Annotated in this window: 12 protein-coding genes and 4 tRNA genes; 4 read left to right on the forward strand and 12 right to left on the reverse strand. The window is 60.0% G+C overall.

What is annotated here, in order from left to right; genetic code table 11:
- Positions 1 to 58: 58 nt before the first annotated feature.
- Both leuD and leuC read right to left on the reverse strand, forming a co-directional pair.
- The gene (gene leuD, locus IB246_RS16150) at positions 59 to 703 is read right to left on the reverse strand and encodes a 3-isopropylmalate dehydratase small subunit (RefSeq protein WP_008028298.1); all 645 of its coding nucleotides are present in this window, start codon (positions 701 to 703) and stop codon (positions 59 to 61) included.
- Between the two features lie 10 nt (positions 704 to 713).
- Complete coding sequence (leuC, locus tag IB246_RS16155) at positions 714 to 2,132, reverse strand: 3-isopropylmalate dehydratase large subunit (RefSeq protein ID WP_008028300.1); 1,419 nt, start codon at positions 2,130 to 2,132, stop codon at positions 714 to 716.
- Between the two features lie 146 nt (positions 2,133 to 2,278).
- On the opposite strand from leuC, the gene IB246_RS16160 reads away from it, so the two are divergent.
- Entirely contained in the window at positions 2,279 to 3,169 is an 891-nt protein-coding gene (locus IB246_RS16160; protein WP_008028303.1) for a LysR family transcriptional regulator, read from the forward strand.
- A gap of 66 nt (positions 3,170 to 3,235) precedes the next feature.
- A complete protein-coding gene (locus IB246_RS16165) occupies positions 3,236 to 6,514 on the forward strand; it encodes a PAS domain S-box protein (RefSeq protein WP_008028304.1) in 3,279 nt (1,092 codons plus the stop codon).
- A gap of 165 nt (positions 6,515 to 6,679) precedes the next feature.
- On the opposite strand, the gene IB246_RS16170 is transcribed toward IB246_RS16165, so the two are convergent.
- The 10 genes from IB246_RS16170 to gltX all read right to left on the reverse strand — a co-directional run bounded on the left by IB246_RS16170 (position 6,680) and on the right by gltX (position 12,712).
- Positions 6,680 to 7,126, reverse strand: a complete 447-nt coding sequence (locus IB246_RS16170) for an Hsp20 family protein (protein WP_008028306.1) — start codon at positions 7,124 to 7,126, stop codon at positions 6,680 to 6,682.
- A 120-nt stretch (positions 7,127 to 7,246) separates the two neighbouring features.
- Positions 7,247 to 8,206: a tRNA dihydrouridine synthase gene (locus tag IB246_RS16175; RefSeq protein WP_008028308.1), complete on the reverse strand. Its 960-nt coding sequence runs from the start codon at positions 8,204 to 8,206 to the stop codon at positions 7,247 to 7,249.
- 195 nt (positions 8,207 to 8,401) lie between these two features.
- Complete coding sequence (locus IB246_RS16180) at positions 8,402 to 8,839, reverse strand: acyl-CoA thioesterase (RefSeq protein ID WP_008037643.1); 438 nt, start codon at positions 8,837 to 8,839, stop codon at positions 8,402 to 8,404.
- A gap of 48 nt (positions 8,840 to 8,887) precedes the next feature.
- Positions 8,888 to 9,721 (reverse strand): alpha/beta fold hydrolase, encoded by an 834-nt coding sequence (locus IB246_RS16185; RefSeq protein ID WP_008037646.1) that lies wholly within the window; start codon positions 9,719 to 9,721, stop codon positions 8,888 to 8,890.
- A 31-nt stretch (positions 9,722 to 9,752) separates the two neighbouring features.
- The gene (locus IB246_RS16190; protein WP_008037648.1) at positions 9,753 to 10,292 is read right to left on the reverse strand and encodes a TetR/AcrR family transcriptional regulator; all 540 of its coding nucleotides are present in this window, start codon (positions 10,290 to 10,292) and stop codon (positions 9,753 to 9,755) included.
- Positions 10,293 to 10,475: 183 nt separating this feature from the next.
- Positions 10,476 to 10,551 (reverse strand) — tRNA-Glu (locus tag IB246_RS16195).
- Positions 10,552 to 10,631: 80 nt separating this feature from the next.
- Positions 10,632 to 10,707: transfer RNA gene (locus tag IB246_RS16200), tRNA-Ala, on the reverse strand.
- A 53-nt stretch (positions 10,708 to 10,760) separates the two neighbouring features.
- A tRNA-Glu gene (locus tag IB246_RS16205) sits at positions 10,761 to 10,836 on the reverse strand.
- A 79-nt stretch (positions 10,837 to 10,915) separates the two neighbouring features.
- Positions 10,916 to 10,991: transfer RNA gene (locus tag IB246_RS16210), tRNA-Ala, on the reverse strand.
- 239 nt (positions 10,992 to 11,230) lie between these two features.
- On the reverse strand, positions 11,231 to 12,712 hold the full coding sequence (gene gltX, locus IB246_RS16215) for a glutamate--tRNA ligase (protein ID WP_008037650.1): 1,482 nt from the start codon (positions 12,710 to 12,712) through the stop codon (positions 11,231 to 11,233).
- 220 nt (positions 12,713 to 12,932) lie between these two features.
- Between gltX and IB246_RS16220 the strand changes: the two genes are divergently transcribed.
- Complete coding sequence (locus IB246_RS16220) at positions 12,933 to 13,982, forward strand: HlyD family secretion protein (RefSeq protein ID WP_008028317.1); 1,050 nt, start codon at positions 12,933 to 12,935, stop codon at positions 13,980 to 13,982.
- Between the two features lie 49 nt (positions 13,983 to 14,031).
- Entirely contained in the window at positions 14,032 to 15,522 is a 1,491-nt protein-coding gene (locus IB246_RS16225) for an MDR family MFS transporter (protein ID WP_177318164.1), read from the forward strand.
- Positions 15,523 to 15,647: the final 125 nt, after the last annotated feature.

Below are 15,647 nucleotides of genomic sequence, written 5' to 3' on the forward strand. Positions count from 1 at the left end.
ACCTGTAGGAGCGAGGCTTGCCCGCGATGAGGCCAGCCCTGACTACATCAATTTCAAATCAAGCGTCGCGAAACAACCAGGGCTGGCTCGCACGGTGCTTGGCTTCAAACGATGCAATCGCCTCGTGATCCTGCAAAGTCAGGCCGATATCATCGAGGCCGTTGACCAGGCAATGCTTGCGGAACTCGTCAAGCTCGAAGCTGTAGACCTTGCCGTCCGGCCGGGTCACGGTCTGGGCTTGCAGGTCGATCTTCAACTCGTAGCCAGGATTCGCCTCGACCTGCTGGAACAGTTCATCCACTTCAGCGTCGCTCAAGATGATCGGCAGCAAGCCGTTCTTGAAGCTGTTGTTGTAGAAAATGTCGGCATAGCTCGGCGCAATGATGCTGCGGAAACCGTACTCTTCCAGCGCCCACGGCGCGTGCTCGCGGCTGGAGCCGCAACCGAAGTTTTCGCGGGCCAACAATACGCTGGCGCCCTGGTAACGCTCGGCGTTGAGGACGAAATCCTTGTTCAGCGGACGCTTGGAGTTGTCCTGGTAGGCATAACCCACGTCCAGGTAGCGCCATTCGTCAAACAGGTTCGGGCCAAAACCGGTGCGCTTGATCGACTTCAAGAACTGCTTCGGAATGATCTGGTCGGTGTCGACGTTGGCACGATCCAATGGCGCGACCAAACCGGTGTGTTGGGTAAAAGCTCTCATGTGCGGTTCCTCAGATCAGTTCGCGAACGTCGATGAAACGACCGTTGACGGCAGCCGCCGCGGCCATGGCCGGGCTGACCAGATGCGTACGGCCACCGGCGCCCTGACGCCCTTCGAAGTTGCGGTTGGAGGTCGATGCGCAATGCTCGCCCGACTCCAAACGGTCCGGGTTCATCGCCAGGCACATCGAGCAACCCGGTTCACGCCACTCGAAACCGGCTTCGAGGAAAATCTTGTCCAGGCCTTCGGCCTCGGCCTGCGCCTTCACCAGGCCCGAGCCCGGCACCACGATGGCTTGCTTGATGGTCGAAGCCACTTTGCGGCCCTTGGCGATCACCGCCGCAGCGCGCAGGTCTTCGATCCGCGAGTTGGTGCAGGAGCCAATGAATACGCGGTCCAGCTGAATGTCGGTGATCGCCTGATTGGCGGTCAAACCCATGTACTTCAGGGCGCGCTCGATGGAACCGCGTTTGACCAGGTCCATTTCCTTCGCCGGGTCCGGCACGTTCTGATCGACCGCCAACACCATCTCGGGCGAAGTGCCCCAGCTGACTTGAGGCTTGATCTGAGTGGCGTCGAGCTCGACGACGGTGTCGAACACCGCATCAGCGTCGGAAACCAGGTCTTTCCAGGCTTCGACAGCGAGGTCCCATTCCGCGCCTTTCGGGGCAAACGGACGGCCTTTCACATACGCCACGGTTTTTTCATCCGCCGCCACCAGACCTACGCGAGCGCCGGCCTCGATGGACATGTTGCAGATGGTCATGCGGCCTTCGATAGACAGATCGCGAATGGCGCTTCCGGCGAACTCGATGGCGTGGCCATTACCGCCGGCGGTGCCGATCTTGCCGATGACCGCGAGCACGATGTCCTTGGCGGTCACGCCGAACGGCAGTTTGCCTTCGACCGACACCAGCATATTCTTCATTTTTTTGGCGACCAGGCACTGCGTGGCGAACACGTGCTCGACCTCGGAAGTGCCGATGCCATGGGCCAGGGCGCCAAACGCGCCGTGAGTCGAGGTGTGCGAATCGCCGCAGACCACGGTCATGCCCGGCAAGGTGGCACCCTGCTCCGGACCGATCACGTGAACGATGCCCTGGCGCACGTCATTCATTTTGAATTCGGTGATGCCATATTCATCGCAGTAGTCATCGAGGGTCTGAACCTGCAAACGCGAGACCTGGTCGGTAATCGCTTCGATGCCGCCCTTGCGATCCGGAGTGGTCGGTACGTTGTGATCCGGCGTGGCGATGATCGAGTCGACGCGCCAAGGCTTGCGCCCGGCCAGGCGCAGGCCTTCGAAAGCTTGGGGCGAAGTCACTTCATGGATGATGTGGCGGTCGATATAGATCAGCGACGACCCATCGTCGCGCCGTTTCACTTCATGGGAATCCCAAAGCTTGTCGTAAAGCGTTTTGCCGGCCATCAGACGGTCCTCATCAGCTTGTTTCTATGCCCTGGGTCTTGAGAGATTCAATAACCCTTTGGCTTGTGAGGTCGATCCTAGGGGGTTACATTAAATAACTCAAATTCATATTTTTTATGCTTTGGATAACCAACTGGAATACGACGATGGATCTGGCCAACCTTAATGCCTTTATTGCCATTGCCGAGACAGGAAGCTTCTCCGGTGCCGGCGAAAGGCTGCACCTGACGCAACCGGCGATCAGCAAACGGATTGCCGGGCTGGAGCAGCAATTGAAGGTGCGACTGTTTGATCGACTGGGCCGCGAAGTCGGCCTGACCGAAGCCGGACGCGCCCTGCTGCCACGGGCTTATCAGATTCTGAACGTGCTGGACGACACCCGCCGCGCCCTGACTAACCTGACTGGCGAAGTGACCGGCCGCCTGACGCTGGCCACCAGTCACCACATCGGCCTGCACCGTTTGCCGCCCTTGTTAAGGGAATTCACCCGACGCTACCCACAAGTGGCGCTGGATATTCAGTTCCTCGATTCGGAAGTGGCCTACGAAGAAATCCTCCACGGTCGCGCCGAGCTGGCCGTCATCACCCTCGCGCCCGAGCCTCACGCCCTGGTCAAGGCCACGCCGGTGTGGGACGACCCGCTGGATTTCGTGGCCGCGCCGGAGCATTCACTGATCAGCAATGGCGCGGTCAGCCTGGCGGACATCGCCCTGCATCCGGCGGTGTTCCCCGGTGGCAACACCTTTACTCACCATATCGTCCGGCGCCTGTTCGAAGCCCAAGGCTTGACGCCGAACATCGCCATGAGCACGAATTATCTGGAAACCATCAAGATGATGGTGTCGATCGGCCTGGCCTGGAGCGTTTTGCCGCGCACAATGCTTGACGATCAGGTTGCGCGAATACCTTTGCCCGGCATACAACTGACTCGCCAGCTAGGCTATATCTTGCACACCGAACGGACGCTGTCGAACGCAGCACGGGCTTTTATGGCCTTGCTGGATGCACAACTCGATCTGCCAGGGACTCAAGGCTAATTTGTGCTACTCCTATAGAGCCTCAAATACCTGCGCCTAACGCCCCATTCAGCCCAAGGCCTGCCAATGCCGAAATCTGTTGACCGTATTCCGCCGATGCCACGTATTCAGGCGCTTGACCCGAAACGATCCGAGCAGAGCTGGGAGAGTGCGCCGCAGCTGCTGGCCGCCCTCAACGGAGCACGTTTGGGCGCCTGGTATTGGGACATCGAACGCGGGCAGATCAGTTGGTCGCGGGGTACGCAGGCGCTGTTCGGCTTCGACCCCCGGCAACCGTTGCCGGCGGATCTGGAATACCTCGACCTGCTGCCCCCGGAGGATCGAGCGAAAACCCTCCGTGCCTTCCACGCGGTGATCGCCGGCGCGCCACTGGAACAAGCGATGCATCACCGCATCCGCTGGCCCGATGGCAGCCTGCACTGGCTGGAGATCAACGGCAGCCTGCTGCCGGACAAACACGGGCGACCACGCATGATCGGGGTGATCCGCGAGATCACCCACCAGCGACAGCGCGAACAGGCACTGAGCAGCTCGGAAAAACGCTTCGCGACGCTGTTTCACCTGTGTCCGAACATGGTCCTGCTGACTCGCCAGGAAGATGGCCTGATCACCGAAGCCAACCAGTATTTCGAAAGCCTGTTCGGCTGGCCGGTGCAAAACGCGATTGGCCGCACCACGCTGGAACTGGGCCTGTGGGTACACCCGGAGCAACGGGAGAAACTGGTCAAGGCGACCAAGGCCAAAGGTGAACTGGTCAGCATGGAGGTGCAGTTCCGCGCCAGTAATGGCCAGGTCCACGACGGCATTCTCAGCGCACAAAAGGTCGAACTCGAGGGCCAACCCTACCTGCTCAGCACCTTTCTCGACACCACTGAACGCAAGGCTGCCGAACTCGCCTTGAAAGATAGCCAGGAGCGCCTCGATCTGGCGCTGGACTCGGCGCAGCTCGGCACCTGGGACTGGCACATTCCCAGCGGCATGTTGTATGGCTCGGCCCGCGCCGCGCAGTTGCACGGACTGGACCCCATACCGTTCCATGAATCCTTCGACGAGTTTTTCGAAGGCGTGCCCGGCGAGGAGCGCGACAGCATGCGCGATGCCTATCGCAGCCTGCGCGAAGGCCCGGCCGGCAACTATCAGTTGACCTACCGCGTACAGCTGGAGGACGGCACTTCGCGTTACCTGGAAAGCCGCGCCCGCCTCTACCGCGATGAAAACGGCGCACCGCTACGCATGGCGGGGACCTTGCTGGACATTACCGATCAGGTCGAACGCGAACAGAAGCTGGTCGCCTCCGAAGAGAAATTTGCCACCCTGTTCCAGGTCAGCCCGGACCCGATCTGCGTTACCCGCCAGGACACCGGCCAGTTCATCGAGATCAACTCCAGTTTCACCCAGACCTTCGGCTGGAGCACCGCCGAGGTGATTGGTCGCAGCGCCGACGAAATCGGCCTGTGGGACGCCTCGGCGAAAAGCCTGCGCCGGATCGAACAAGTCATCCGCGAACAAGGCCTGAACAACGTCGCCATCATCGTCCAGCACAAGGACGGCCAGTCGCTGACCTGCGTGATTTCCAGCCGCCAGATCAGTGTCGGCGACCAGCCGTGCATCGTTACCACTTTGCGTGATATCACCCAGCAACAACGCTCGGAAGCAGCGCTCAAGGCCAGCGAGGAGAAGTTCGCCAAGGCCTTCCACTCCAGCCCCGATGCCATCACCATCACCGAACGCGACACCGGGCGCTATCTGGAGGTCAACGATGGTTTCTGCCGCCTGACCGGCTACCGCGCCGATGAAGTCGTCGGCCGCACGGTGTACCAGGTCGGCATCTGGGCCGAAGAAAAACAACGCTCGGCGCTGCTGGCCGAGCTGCAGATCAAGGGCCGCGTGCATCACCAGGAAATGCTTGGGCGCAACAAGCATGGCGACTTGCTGACCGTTGAAGTCTCGGTAGAACCGATCACCCTCAATGAAACCGCGTGCCTGCTGCTGACCGCACGGGACGTCAGCTTGTTGAAAAATGCCGAAGCGCAGATCCGCCACCTGGCCTACCACGACCCGCTGACCAACCTGCCCAACCGCGCACTGCTGATGGATCGCCTGAGCCAGCAGATCGCCCTGCTCAAACGCCACAACCTGCGCGGCGCCCTGATGTTTCTGGACCTCGACCACTTCAAGCACATCAACGATTCGCTCGGCCATCCGGTGGGTGACACGGTGCTGAAGATCATCACTGCGCGCCTCGAAGCCAGCGTGCGCATGGAAGACACCGTGGCACGGTTGGGCGGTGACGAATTCGTGGTGCTGCTCAGCGGCCTGGAAGGTTCGCGCAATGAAGTCAGCGAGCAGGTCCGCGAACTGGCGGACACCTTGCGCGAACTGCTGTCGGAACCGATGTTCCTCGACGGCCAGCGCCTGCAAGTGACACCGAGTATCGGTATCGCGCTGATTCCCGATCATGGTTCGACCCCGACCGACCTGCTCAAACGCGCCGACATCGCGCTGTATCGGGCCAAGGACTCGGGACGCAACACCACCCAGATGTATCACAACACCATGCAGAAGGCCGCCAGTGAACGCCTGCGCATGGAAACCGACCTGCGCCTGGCCCTTTCCCGGGGCGAATTCGACGTGCATTACCAGCCGCAGGTGGACGCCCGCGACAATCGTATCGTCGGCGCCGAAGCGCTGGTGCGCTGGAACCATCCGGAATTGGGCGCGCAATCGCCGACTGAATTCATCAAGGTCCTGGAAGACAGCGGGCTGATTCTGGAAGTCGGCACCTGGATCGTCGACGAAGCCTGCGACGCCTTTAAACAGTTGATCGCCAAGGGTTTGATCGACCCGCTCGACTTCAGCCTGTGCGTGAACATCAGCCCACGACAATTCCGCCAGAACGACTTCGTCGAGCGCATCGAGCTCAGCCTCGCCACCCACGGCCTGCCCTGCTCGCTGCTGAAACTGGAGATCACCGAAGGCATCGTCATCCAGAATCTGGAAGACACCATCAGCAAAATGCGCCGCCTGAAAAAACTCGGCATCAGCTTCGCCATGGACGACTTCGGCACCGGTTATTCCTCGCTGACTTACCTCAAGCGATTGCCGGTCGACACCCTGAAAATCGACCAGTCGTTCATTCGCGATGCGACTACCGACCCGAACGACGCCGAGATCATCCGCGCCATCGTCGCCATGGCCCGCAGCCTGGAGTTGAAAGTGATTGCCGAAGGGGTGGAGACGCCGGAACAGTTGGAGTTTTTGCAGGGACTGGGCTGCCATTTTTATCAGGGCTATCTGCACAGCCAGCCGCTGCCGGTGGAAGCGTTCCAGAAACTCCTGAAATAACCCGCACCCTGTAGGAGCGAGCCTGCTCGCGATGGACGTCAACGATGACGCGTACTGCCTGGATAAACGCGTCGCCCAGAAGTCCATCGCGAGCAAGCTTGCTCCTACAGGAGAACAGCGGGCACAAAAAAGGGCGCCATTGGCGCCCTTTTTCATTGCCCCGCCTTAGTGCTGCAAAGCGGGTTTTTGCGTCCCGTTGATTGGGATGCGTTTGGCTTTCGCCTCTTCCGGAATGACACGCAGCAGGTCGATGCTCAACAGACCGTTGCTCAGGTCGGCGGCCTTGATCTCGATGTGATCGGCCAGGCGGAACGACAGTTTGAACGCGCGCTGGGCGATGCCTTGATGCAGGAAGGTCACGCCTTCAGTTGCGTCGCGTTTGCCGCCACTGATGGTCAGCACACCTTTCTCGACTTGCAGGTCCAGGTCTTCTTCCTGGAAACCGGCGGCCGCTACAACGATGCGGTATTGATCGTCACCGTGTTTTTCCACGTTGTAAGGTGGATAGGTGCTGCCTGGCTCGTTGCGCAGGGCGGTTTCGAACAGGTCGTTGAAACGGTCGAAGCCTACCGAGGAACGGAACAGTGGGGCCAGGGAAAATGCAGTAGTCATGGTTCAAATCTCCTGAAAACAATCAGCAAGTTTTTTGTCTCCGCGACCCGAATTCGGCATCGCGTAATCCTTAGATAGGGACCGCTGATTGCATTTCAAGAGATTATTTCGAGATTTTTTTCAGGCCGCTTCGGCTACCTGCAACCCCAGTAAACGCGAAACCTGATCCAGTTCGGTTTCACGGCGAAGCAGGGTGAACAGTTCAACCGCCTCGGGATAATTGCGCGTCAGCATCGCCAGCCACTGCTTCAGGCGACCGGGCGATTGGCGTGGCGTCATCTGGGCTTTGGCTTGCAGCCAGAAGTCCTGAATCAGCGGCAGCAGCTCGGCCCAGGTCATCTCCACCACCTCTTCACCGGCACGGGCGGCGGCGATCTGTCGGGCCAGGTCCGGACGCGACACCAGCCCGCGACCGAGCATGATGTCTTCCACGCCGCTGATTTCGCGGCAGCGGCGCCAGTCTTCGACGCTCCAGATATCACCGTTGGCAAATACCGGCACCTTGATCACTTCCTGCACACGAGGGATCCACTCCCAATGCGCCGGCGGCTTGTAGCCGTCCATCTTGGTCCGCGCATGCACCACGATGTGCTCCGCGCCGCCTTCGGCCAGGGCCGTGGCGCAGACCAGCGAACCGTCAGGGCTGTCGAAGCCGAGACGCATTTTCGCGGTGACCGGAATGTGCGCCGGAACGGCGCGACGGACATGCTCGACGATCTGGTTCAACAGCTCGGGCTCTTTGAGCAATACCGCACCGCCACGGGATTTATTGACGGTCTTGGCCGGGCAGCCGAAGTTCAGGTCGATGACTTCGGAACCCAGCTCACAGGCCAGCGCAGCGTTTTCCGCCAGGCACACCGGGTCGGAACCCAACAGCTGCACGCGCAATGGCACGCCGGAAGCGGTGCGCGCATCCGTCAGCAGTTCAGGACCGAACTTGTGGAAATAGGCAGGGGTGAGCAGTTGGTCGTTGATCCGGATGAACTCGGTCACGCACCAATCGATACCGCCCACACGGGTCAGCACGTCCCGCAGGATGTTGTCGACCAACCCCTCCATGGGCGCCAAAGCAATTTGCATGAAAAACACACTCGACGAAAAACGTGCGGCAGTTTACTGGTTTCGGCGGTTAGAAGGTATTTCGTCAGACCGGGCGGTGTTGATTGTGCGGACGCCTTCGCGGGCAAGCCACGCTCCTACAGGTTTTGTGTCGTTCCGCCATTATGCGAACGACACAAAACCTGTAGGAGCGAGGCTTGCCCGCGAAGGGTTCAATTAAATCGCGACTTGCAACGCCGGGCCGTAACCTTCGATGAACTCCGCCGGCATGCGCTTGGGTTTGCCCGTGGACAGCTCAATGCAGACAAACGTGGTTTGCGCGCGCAGTAACGTGGTGTTGTCGCTCGGGCGCTTGAGCTGGAAGTGTCGAGTCATTTTCAGGCGCTGGTCCCAATCGACGATCCAGGTCGCCAATTGCAACTCATCGCCTTCATAGGCCGCCGCCAGGTAATCGATTTCGTGCCGCACCACCGCCATCGCCCGATCCAGCCGCCGGTACTCGACCAGATCGAGGCCAAGCCGCTGCGAGTGGCGCCAGGCGCAGCGTTCGAGCCAGGTCACGTACACCGCGTTATTCGCGTGCCCCAACCCGTCGATGTCCTCGGCGTCCACCGCAAGATCAATGATAAATGGCGTTGCCCGATCCCAGCCCATGCCCCACTCCCGGTCAAATGATGTCGACCGGGGCAGTGTAACGGATGCTCAGGCCGATTGGCGCGATTGCAGACTGCGACCGGCCAGCAGTGATAACACGCCATCAATCACCCGCGGGTCGGCAAGCACCCGTTGATGACCGCCCTCCTCCAGCCGCAGCAAGCGACTGTCGAACCAGGCCTCGTGGATCAACTGGGACTCCTTGACCGGGACGAAGTTGTCGTCTTCGGCATGAACGATCAGGCCAGGCATGTCGAGCTGATAACGCGAGACATCCAATGCAGCCGCGCGCATGCCGACGTCTTTTTCGACTTGGCGAATGAACGCCGAACGGGCTTTTGGCGGTAGCCGCACGTAGCGGGCGAAACCGCGCAGAACCCCTAGAATCCGCGCCGGAGCGCCGATGGTCACCAGGGTTTCGGTGCGCAGGCCCAACTGAACGGCGAGCATGGCGCTGGCACCGCCCATCGAGTGACCAATGACCGCCTGCAGCGGCGGCAACTCGGCGGCGGCCTCAAGCATGGCCCGGGCGAACAGCACGACGTTGGCTTCGTTGCCCGGCGAGCGACCGTGAGCCGGACCGTCCAGGGCGACTACGGTATAGCCGGCGTCAACCAGCGCGGTGATCAGGCTGGCAAACTGCGTTGGCCGACCTTCCCAACCGTGCATCAGCAATACCGCCGGGCCTTGCCCCCAGCGCAACGCCGAGAGTCCGAAACGGAGTGTGATGCGCTCGGATTTCGCCAATAACGGCAACTCCCAATCACGCGGCGGCAGATCCCGCGGCGTCATGAACGCCAGTCGCATTTTGCTCGCGACCAGTTTCGGTGCAAACCAGCCCAAGGTGCCATTAACGCCACGAACCCACTTTAACGTGCTCATCGCTCTCACTCCTCAGGCCATTGCCTTCAGGTCATTGCACCGCCGACTTGGCGGCACGCAGCAATCGATCAGACAACTCTCCCGGCCCCAGCGCCCGCGCCAGAGCCAATCCACCGACCATCAAGGCCATGTCGGCCAGGGCTTTGTCGGTGTCTTCCGGGCTGGCCGCCAACTGCGCGACCATCATTTCCACGTGTTCATTCAACGCCACCCGAAATGCGTCCGGCAGGCGTCCCAGCTCGCCGACGGAGGCCGGGATCGGGCACGCGGATTCAGAGGAATCCCGGTGTTTGCGTGACAGGTAAAACGCCGCCACCAACGCGCGACGCTCTTCGCCGGTCAATTCGGCGTCCATGTCAGCGATCAAGCTACGGCGGTGACCGAGCAGTTGCTTGAACGCTTCCAGCATCATCGCGTCCTTGCTTTCGAAGTGCGCATAGAAGCCGCCAACCGTCAGGCCGGCTGCGCCCATCACTTCGCCCACGCTCGGTTCGGCCGGGCCACGCTGAATCAGCGCTGCGCTGGCGGCCTTGAGAATGCGTTCGCGGGTTTGAGCTTTTTTATCGTTCATCGTTGCCTCCGAATATTACGACTAGAATATTATTCTCATAATAATTTTCCGCAAGTCGTAGATGTGACCGCTGGTCTGAAGAACAGTTTGAGAGAAATGGGGGATTTGGCCAAACGCCAGACAAACAAAAGGGCCATTCAATAATTGAATGACCCTTATAAAATCCCGCAGAGCGGGTAATCGTGGCGTCCCCTAGGGGACTCGAACCCCTGTTACCGCCGTGAAAGGGCGGTGTCCTAGGCCACTAGACGAAGGGGACGCAAAACCTTCTATACAACTGATCAGTGCTGAGAGCTGATCGATTCAAGGCCGGTGTGGCCAGACCTTGAACTGTAAAATTGGTGGAGCTAGACGGGATCGAACCGTCGACCTCTTGCATGCCATGCAAGCGCTCTCCCAGCTGAGCTATAGCCCCGGATTTTTCGCCTCGCGGCGGAGCGGCATCTTGCGACATCGCTTCTGTAAAACTGGCGTCCCCTAGGGGACTCGAACCCCTGTTACCGCCGTGAAAGGGCGGTGTCCTAGGCCACTAGACGAAGGGGACGCAAACCCTTCTATACAACAGATCAACGCTGAGTGTTGATCGCTTCAAGGCCGGTGTGGCCAGACCTTGAAGTGTAAATTGGTGGAGCTAGACGGGATCGAACCGTCGACCTCTTGCATGCCATGCAAGCGCTCTCCCAGCTGAGCTATAGCCCCTCATCGCTGAGGACGGGGCGAATCTTAATGGCGCTTCGGAAACGTGTCAAATTTATTTTTAACAATTTCCAAAGTTTTTTGCCGACATAACAATCACTTACCGCCCTCCCCCCGTAAATCCGGGGTATACATCGATCTGTAGGAGCCAGGCTTGCCGGCGAACGGGACGCCTCGGTGTGTCTGGCACACCACGTCATCGTTCTTCGCGAGCAAGCAACGCTCCTACAGGACGGTGTTCATCAGGCGATGTTGCCCAGGAGTTTTTCCCACTCCTTGTTTTCCTTCTTCGACACGCCACCGAGCAGGTCGATGGCCTGGCGCAGACGGAAACGCGTCAGGTCCGGGCCGAGGATTTCCATCGCATCCAGCACCGACACCGAACTCGCCTGACCAGTGATCGCAGCGAACATCAGCGGCATGGCGTCGCGCAGCTTCAATTCCAGGGACTCGACCACCGCTTGAATGGTCGCGGTGATGCTGTCCTTCTCCCACTGACGCAGGCTTTCCAGCTTCCACAGAATCAACTGCATCAACTGACGAACCTGATCGCCCGACAGCTTTTTCGATTCAAACAGCTTGGCATCCGGGTTCACGCCACCGGCGAAGAAGAACCCGGCCAGCGGTGCGACCTGGCTGAAGGTTTCAACGCGGCCCTGCACGTGCGGCGCGATCTTCATCATGTACTCGGGGTTCAGCGCCCAGGTCTGCAACCGGCTGGCGAACTCTTCCACCGGCAGGTCACGCAACCACTGACCGTTGAGCCACGACAGTTTCTCGATGTCGAAAATCGGCCCGCCGAGGGAGACGCGGCTCAGGTCGAAGTTGTCGACCATTTCCTGCAGCGAGAACTTCTCGCGCTCATCCGGCATCGACCAGCCCATGCGCCCCAGATAGTTGAGCATCGCTTCCGGCATGAAGCCCATGCGCTCGTAGAACGTCACCGAGGTCGGGTTCTTGCGCTTGGACAGCTTGCTCTTGTCCGGGTTACGCAGCAGCGGCATGTAGCACAGCTCCGGTTGTTCCCAGCCGAAGTATTCGTACAGAAGAATCAGTTTTGGCGCCGAAGGCAGCCATTCTTCGCCACGCAGCACGTGGGTGATGCCCATCAGGTGGTCATCGACCACGTTGGCCAGGAAGTACGTCGGCAGGCCGTCGGTCTTCATCAGGACTTGCATGTCCATGCGATCCCACGGGATCTCGACGTCGCCACGCAGCATGTCCGGCACCACGCACACGCCTTCGCTCGGCACCTTCATGCGGATCACGTGCGGTTCGCCAGCGGCCAGGCGACGTGCAACTTCTTCCTTGGACAGCAGCAGCGCACGACCGTCGTACCGCGGAGTTTCGCCGCGAGCCATTTGCTCGGCGCGCATCTGATCCAGCTCTTCAGCGGTGCAGAAGCACGGGAAGGCATGGCCCATCTCGACCAATTGCTGGCAATACTTCTGATAGATGTCGCCGCGCTCGCTTTGACGGTAAGGACCGTGCGGGCCGCCGACGTCCGGGCCTTCGCTCCAGTCGATGCCCAACCAGCGCAAGGCGTCGAAAATCTGCTGTTCGGACTCGCGGGTCGAACGCAACTGATCGGTGTCTTCGATCCGCAGGATGAACTCACCGCCGTGCTGCTTGGCAAAGCAGTAGTTGAACAAAGCGATGTAAGCGGTACCTACGTGGGGGTCCCCGGTAGGCGATGGCGCGATGCGCGTGCGGACGGTGGTCATGGCAAGTCTCGAAATGAAGATAAAACAAAGGGCGAATGGTAACAGGCGTTGCCCGCCCGGCTCCAGTGAGCAGGGCATTTAAGCCAAGTTTGCGTCTACAACGGGCCTGGGCCGGGATGAATGGTGGATTATCAGCCGATGGCATTTACCCACTATCGACTGTATGCCAAATTCGCCTGCTGATAACTTTCCTTACAATTTCTCGACTACAGTTTGCCCCATGCCTGCCCAACTCAAGCGTCGCCTGTCTATTTTCCTGCTGATCGTCCTGCTGATTGCCGGGGCCTTGTTTGCCCAGTGGTTCTTCAAAGGACGGTTTTATGAAAGCACCGATAACGCCTATGTCCAGGGCGAGATCACCCGTGTGTCGAGCCAGTTGGGCGCACGCATCGATCAGGTGCTGGTGCAGGACAACCAGCACGTCGAAAAGGGCCAGTTGCTGATCAAGCTCGAAGGCGATGACTTCCACCTCGCTGTCGACCGCGCCAACGCCGCCCTCGCCACCCGCCAGGCCGAACGCCTGCAAGCCCAGAGCAAACTGACGCAGCAAGCCAGCCTGATCGCCTCCAGCGAAGCGCAAGTCGCATCCAGCCAGGCCAGCCTCGGTCGCTCGCAGATTGACCTGTCCCGCGCGCAAACCCTGCGCAAACCCGGCTACGTGTCGGAAGAGCGCGTGACCACCCTTTCCGCCGATACCCACATCGCCCGCTCGCAGGTGACCAAGGCCCAGGCAGACGCACAAAGTCAGCGCCAGCAAGTCAACTCCCTCAGCGCCGAGATCAAGCGCCTCGACGCGATGATCGCCAACGCCAAGACCGATCTGGCCCAGGCAGAATTGAACCTGACCCGCAGCGAAATCCACGCGCCCATCAGCGGCATGATCGGCCAGCGCGCCGCCCGCGAAGGTCAATACGTGCAGGCCGGCGCTTATTTGCTGTCGATCGTCCCGGATCAGGACATCTGGATTCAGGCCAACTTCAAGGAAACCCAGATCGGCCACATGCAGCCCGGCCAGAAAGCCGAACTGACCTTCGACGCCTACGGCGACACGCCAATCGAAGCGCGGGTCGACAGCCTGTTCGCCGCCTCGGGCGCACAGTTCAGCCTGCTGCCGCCGGACAATGCCACGGGCAATTTCACCAAAGTCGTACAACGGATTCCGGTAAAACTGACCTTCGCCGCGGACAACCCGCTGCACGGCAAGATTCGTCCGGGCATGTCGGTCACCGCCAAAGTGAACATCAAAGACACCCCTGACGATGGCCGGTGATCAACTGATCCGCCCGGCCGGCGAACCGACCCGGCGGGACTGGATCGCTGTGATGAGCGTGATGCTCGGCGCCTTCATGGCGGTGCTCGATATCCAGATCACCAACTCGTCGCTCAAGGACATTCAAGGCGCGCTGTCAGCGACGCTGGAAGAAGGCTCATGGATTTCCACGTCGTACCTGGTCGCGGAAATCATCATGATTCCGCTCACGGCGTGGCTGGTGCAGCTGCTGTCCGCACGCCGTCTGGCGGTGTGGGTTTCGCTTGGATTTCTTGCCTCGTCCCTGCTCTGCTCGATGGCGTGGAGCCTGGAAAGCATGATCATTTTCCGCGCACTGCAAGGCTTCACCGGCGGCGCGCTGATCCCGCTGGCGTTCACCCTGACGCTGATCAAGCTTCCCGAACACCATCGCGCCAAAGGCATGGCCATGTTCGCCATGACCGCAACGTTCGCGCCCTCCATCGGCCCGACGCTCGGCGGCTGGCTGACGGAAAACTGGGGCTGGGAATACATCTTCTACATCAACATTCCGCCGGGCCTGATCATGATCGCCGGCCTGATGTATGGCCTGGAGAAAAAAGAAGCGCACTGGGAACTGCTGAAAAGCACCGACTACATGGGGATTCTTACGCTCGGTATCGGCCTTGGCTGCTTGCAGGTTTTTCTGGAGGAAGGCCATCGCAAGGACTGGCTGGAATCAAACCTGATCGTGACCCTGGGCAGCATCGCGCTGATCAGCCTGATCACCTTTGTGATCGTGCAGTTTTCCAAACCCAATCCGCTGATCAACCTCGGGATCCTGGGCAATCGCAACTTCGGCTTATCGAGTATTTCCAGCCTGGGAATGGGGGTCGGGTTGTACGGTTCGATCTTTCTGTTGCCGCTGTACCTGGCGCAGATCCAGAACTACAACGCCCTGCAGATCGGCGAAGTGATCATGTGGATGGGCGTGCCGCAGCTGTTCCTGATTCCGCTGGTACCGAAGCTGATGAAGGTCATCTCGCCGAAATGGCTGTGCACCCTGGGCTTCGGCTTGTTCGGCCTGGCGAGTTTTTCCTCGGGGGTGCTGAACCCGGATTTCGCCGGACCGCAGTTCAACCAGATCCAGATCATCCGCGCACTCGGCCAGCCCCTGATCATGGTGACCATTTCGCTGATCGCCACCGCGTATATCCTGCCGCAGGACGCGGGCTCGGCGTCGAGCCTGTTCAACATCCTGCGCAACCTCGGCGGCGCCATTGGCATCGCCCTCCTCGCCACGTTGCTGGATGCGCGAACCAAGACCTACTTTGATTATTTGCGTGAATCGATTGTGCCGAGCAACCCGCAGGTCGCCGAGCGCATGGCGTCGCTGACGGACCGGTTAGGCAGTGAAGCGGCGGCGCTGGGCAAGCTTAGTGAGATTGCGCATCAGCAGGCGTCGATCATGGCTTACAACGATGCGTTTCACTTTGTCGGGATTGCGCTGGGGATCAGCATGATTGCGGTGTTGTTGACCAAGCAGTTGCCGGTGGGGCTCAAGGCCGGTGAGGCCCATTAGATCAATGGTGCGGCCTTCGCGGGCAAGCCTCGCTCCTACAGGTTTTGTGTCGTTCGCATAATTGAAAAACGACACAAGACCTGTAGGAGCGAGGCTTGCCCGCGAAGAGGCCCGCATATTCACCA

It is taken from the genome of Pseudomonas sp. PDM01 (genome assembly GCF_014852325.1).
GTDB classification, from domain to species: Bacteria; Pseudomonadota; Gammaproteobacteria; order Pseudomonadales; family Pseudomonadaceae; genus Aquipseudomonas; species Aquipseudomonas migulae.

Coding starts and splice junctions, on each gene's coding strand:
- leuD (WP_008028298.1), bottom strand. CDS start 703: ATGAGAGCTTTTACCCAACACACCGGTTTGGTCGCGCCATTGGATCGT.
- leuC (WP_008028300.1), bottom strand. CDS start 2,132: ATGGCCGGCAAAACGCTTTACGACAAGCTTTGGGATTCCCATGAAGTG.
- IB246_RS16160 (WP_008028303.1), top strand. CDS start 2,279: ATGGATCTGGCCAACCTTAATGCCTTTATTGCCATTGCCGAGACAGGA.
- IB246_RS16165 (WP_008028304.1), top strand. CDS start 3,236: ATGCCGAAATCTGTTGACCGTATTCCGCCGATGCCACGTATTCAGGCG.
- IB246_RS16170 (WP_008028306.1), bottom strand. CDS start 7,126: ATGACTACTGCATTTTCCCTGGCCCCACTGTTCCGTTCCTCGGTAGGC.
- IB246_RS16175 (WP_008028308.1), bottom strand. CDS start 8,206: ATGCAAATTGCTTTGGCGCCCATGGAGGGGTTGGTCGACAACATCCTG.
- IB246_RS16180 (WP_008037643.1), bottom strand. CDS start 8,839: ATGGGCTGGGATCGGGCAACGCCATTTATCATTGATCTTGCGGTGGAC.
- IB246_RS16185 (WP_008037646.1), bottom strand. CDS start 9,721: ATGAGCACGTTAAAGTGGGTTCGTGGCGTTAATGGCACCTTGGGCTGG.
- IB246_RS16190 (WP_008037648.1), bottom strand. CDS start 10,292: ATGAACGATAAAAAAGCTCAAACCCGCGAACGCATTCTCAAGGCCGCC.
- gltX (WP_008037650.1), bottom strand. CDS start 12,712: ATGACCACCGTCCGCACGCGCATCGCGCCATCGCCTACCGGGGACCCC.
- IB246_RS16220 (WP_008028317.1), top strand. CDS start 12,933: ATGCCTGCCCAACTCAAGCGTCGCCTGTCTATTTTCCTGCTGATCGTC.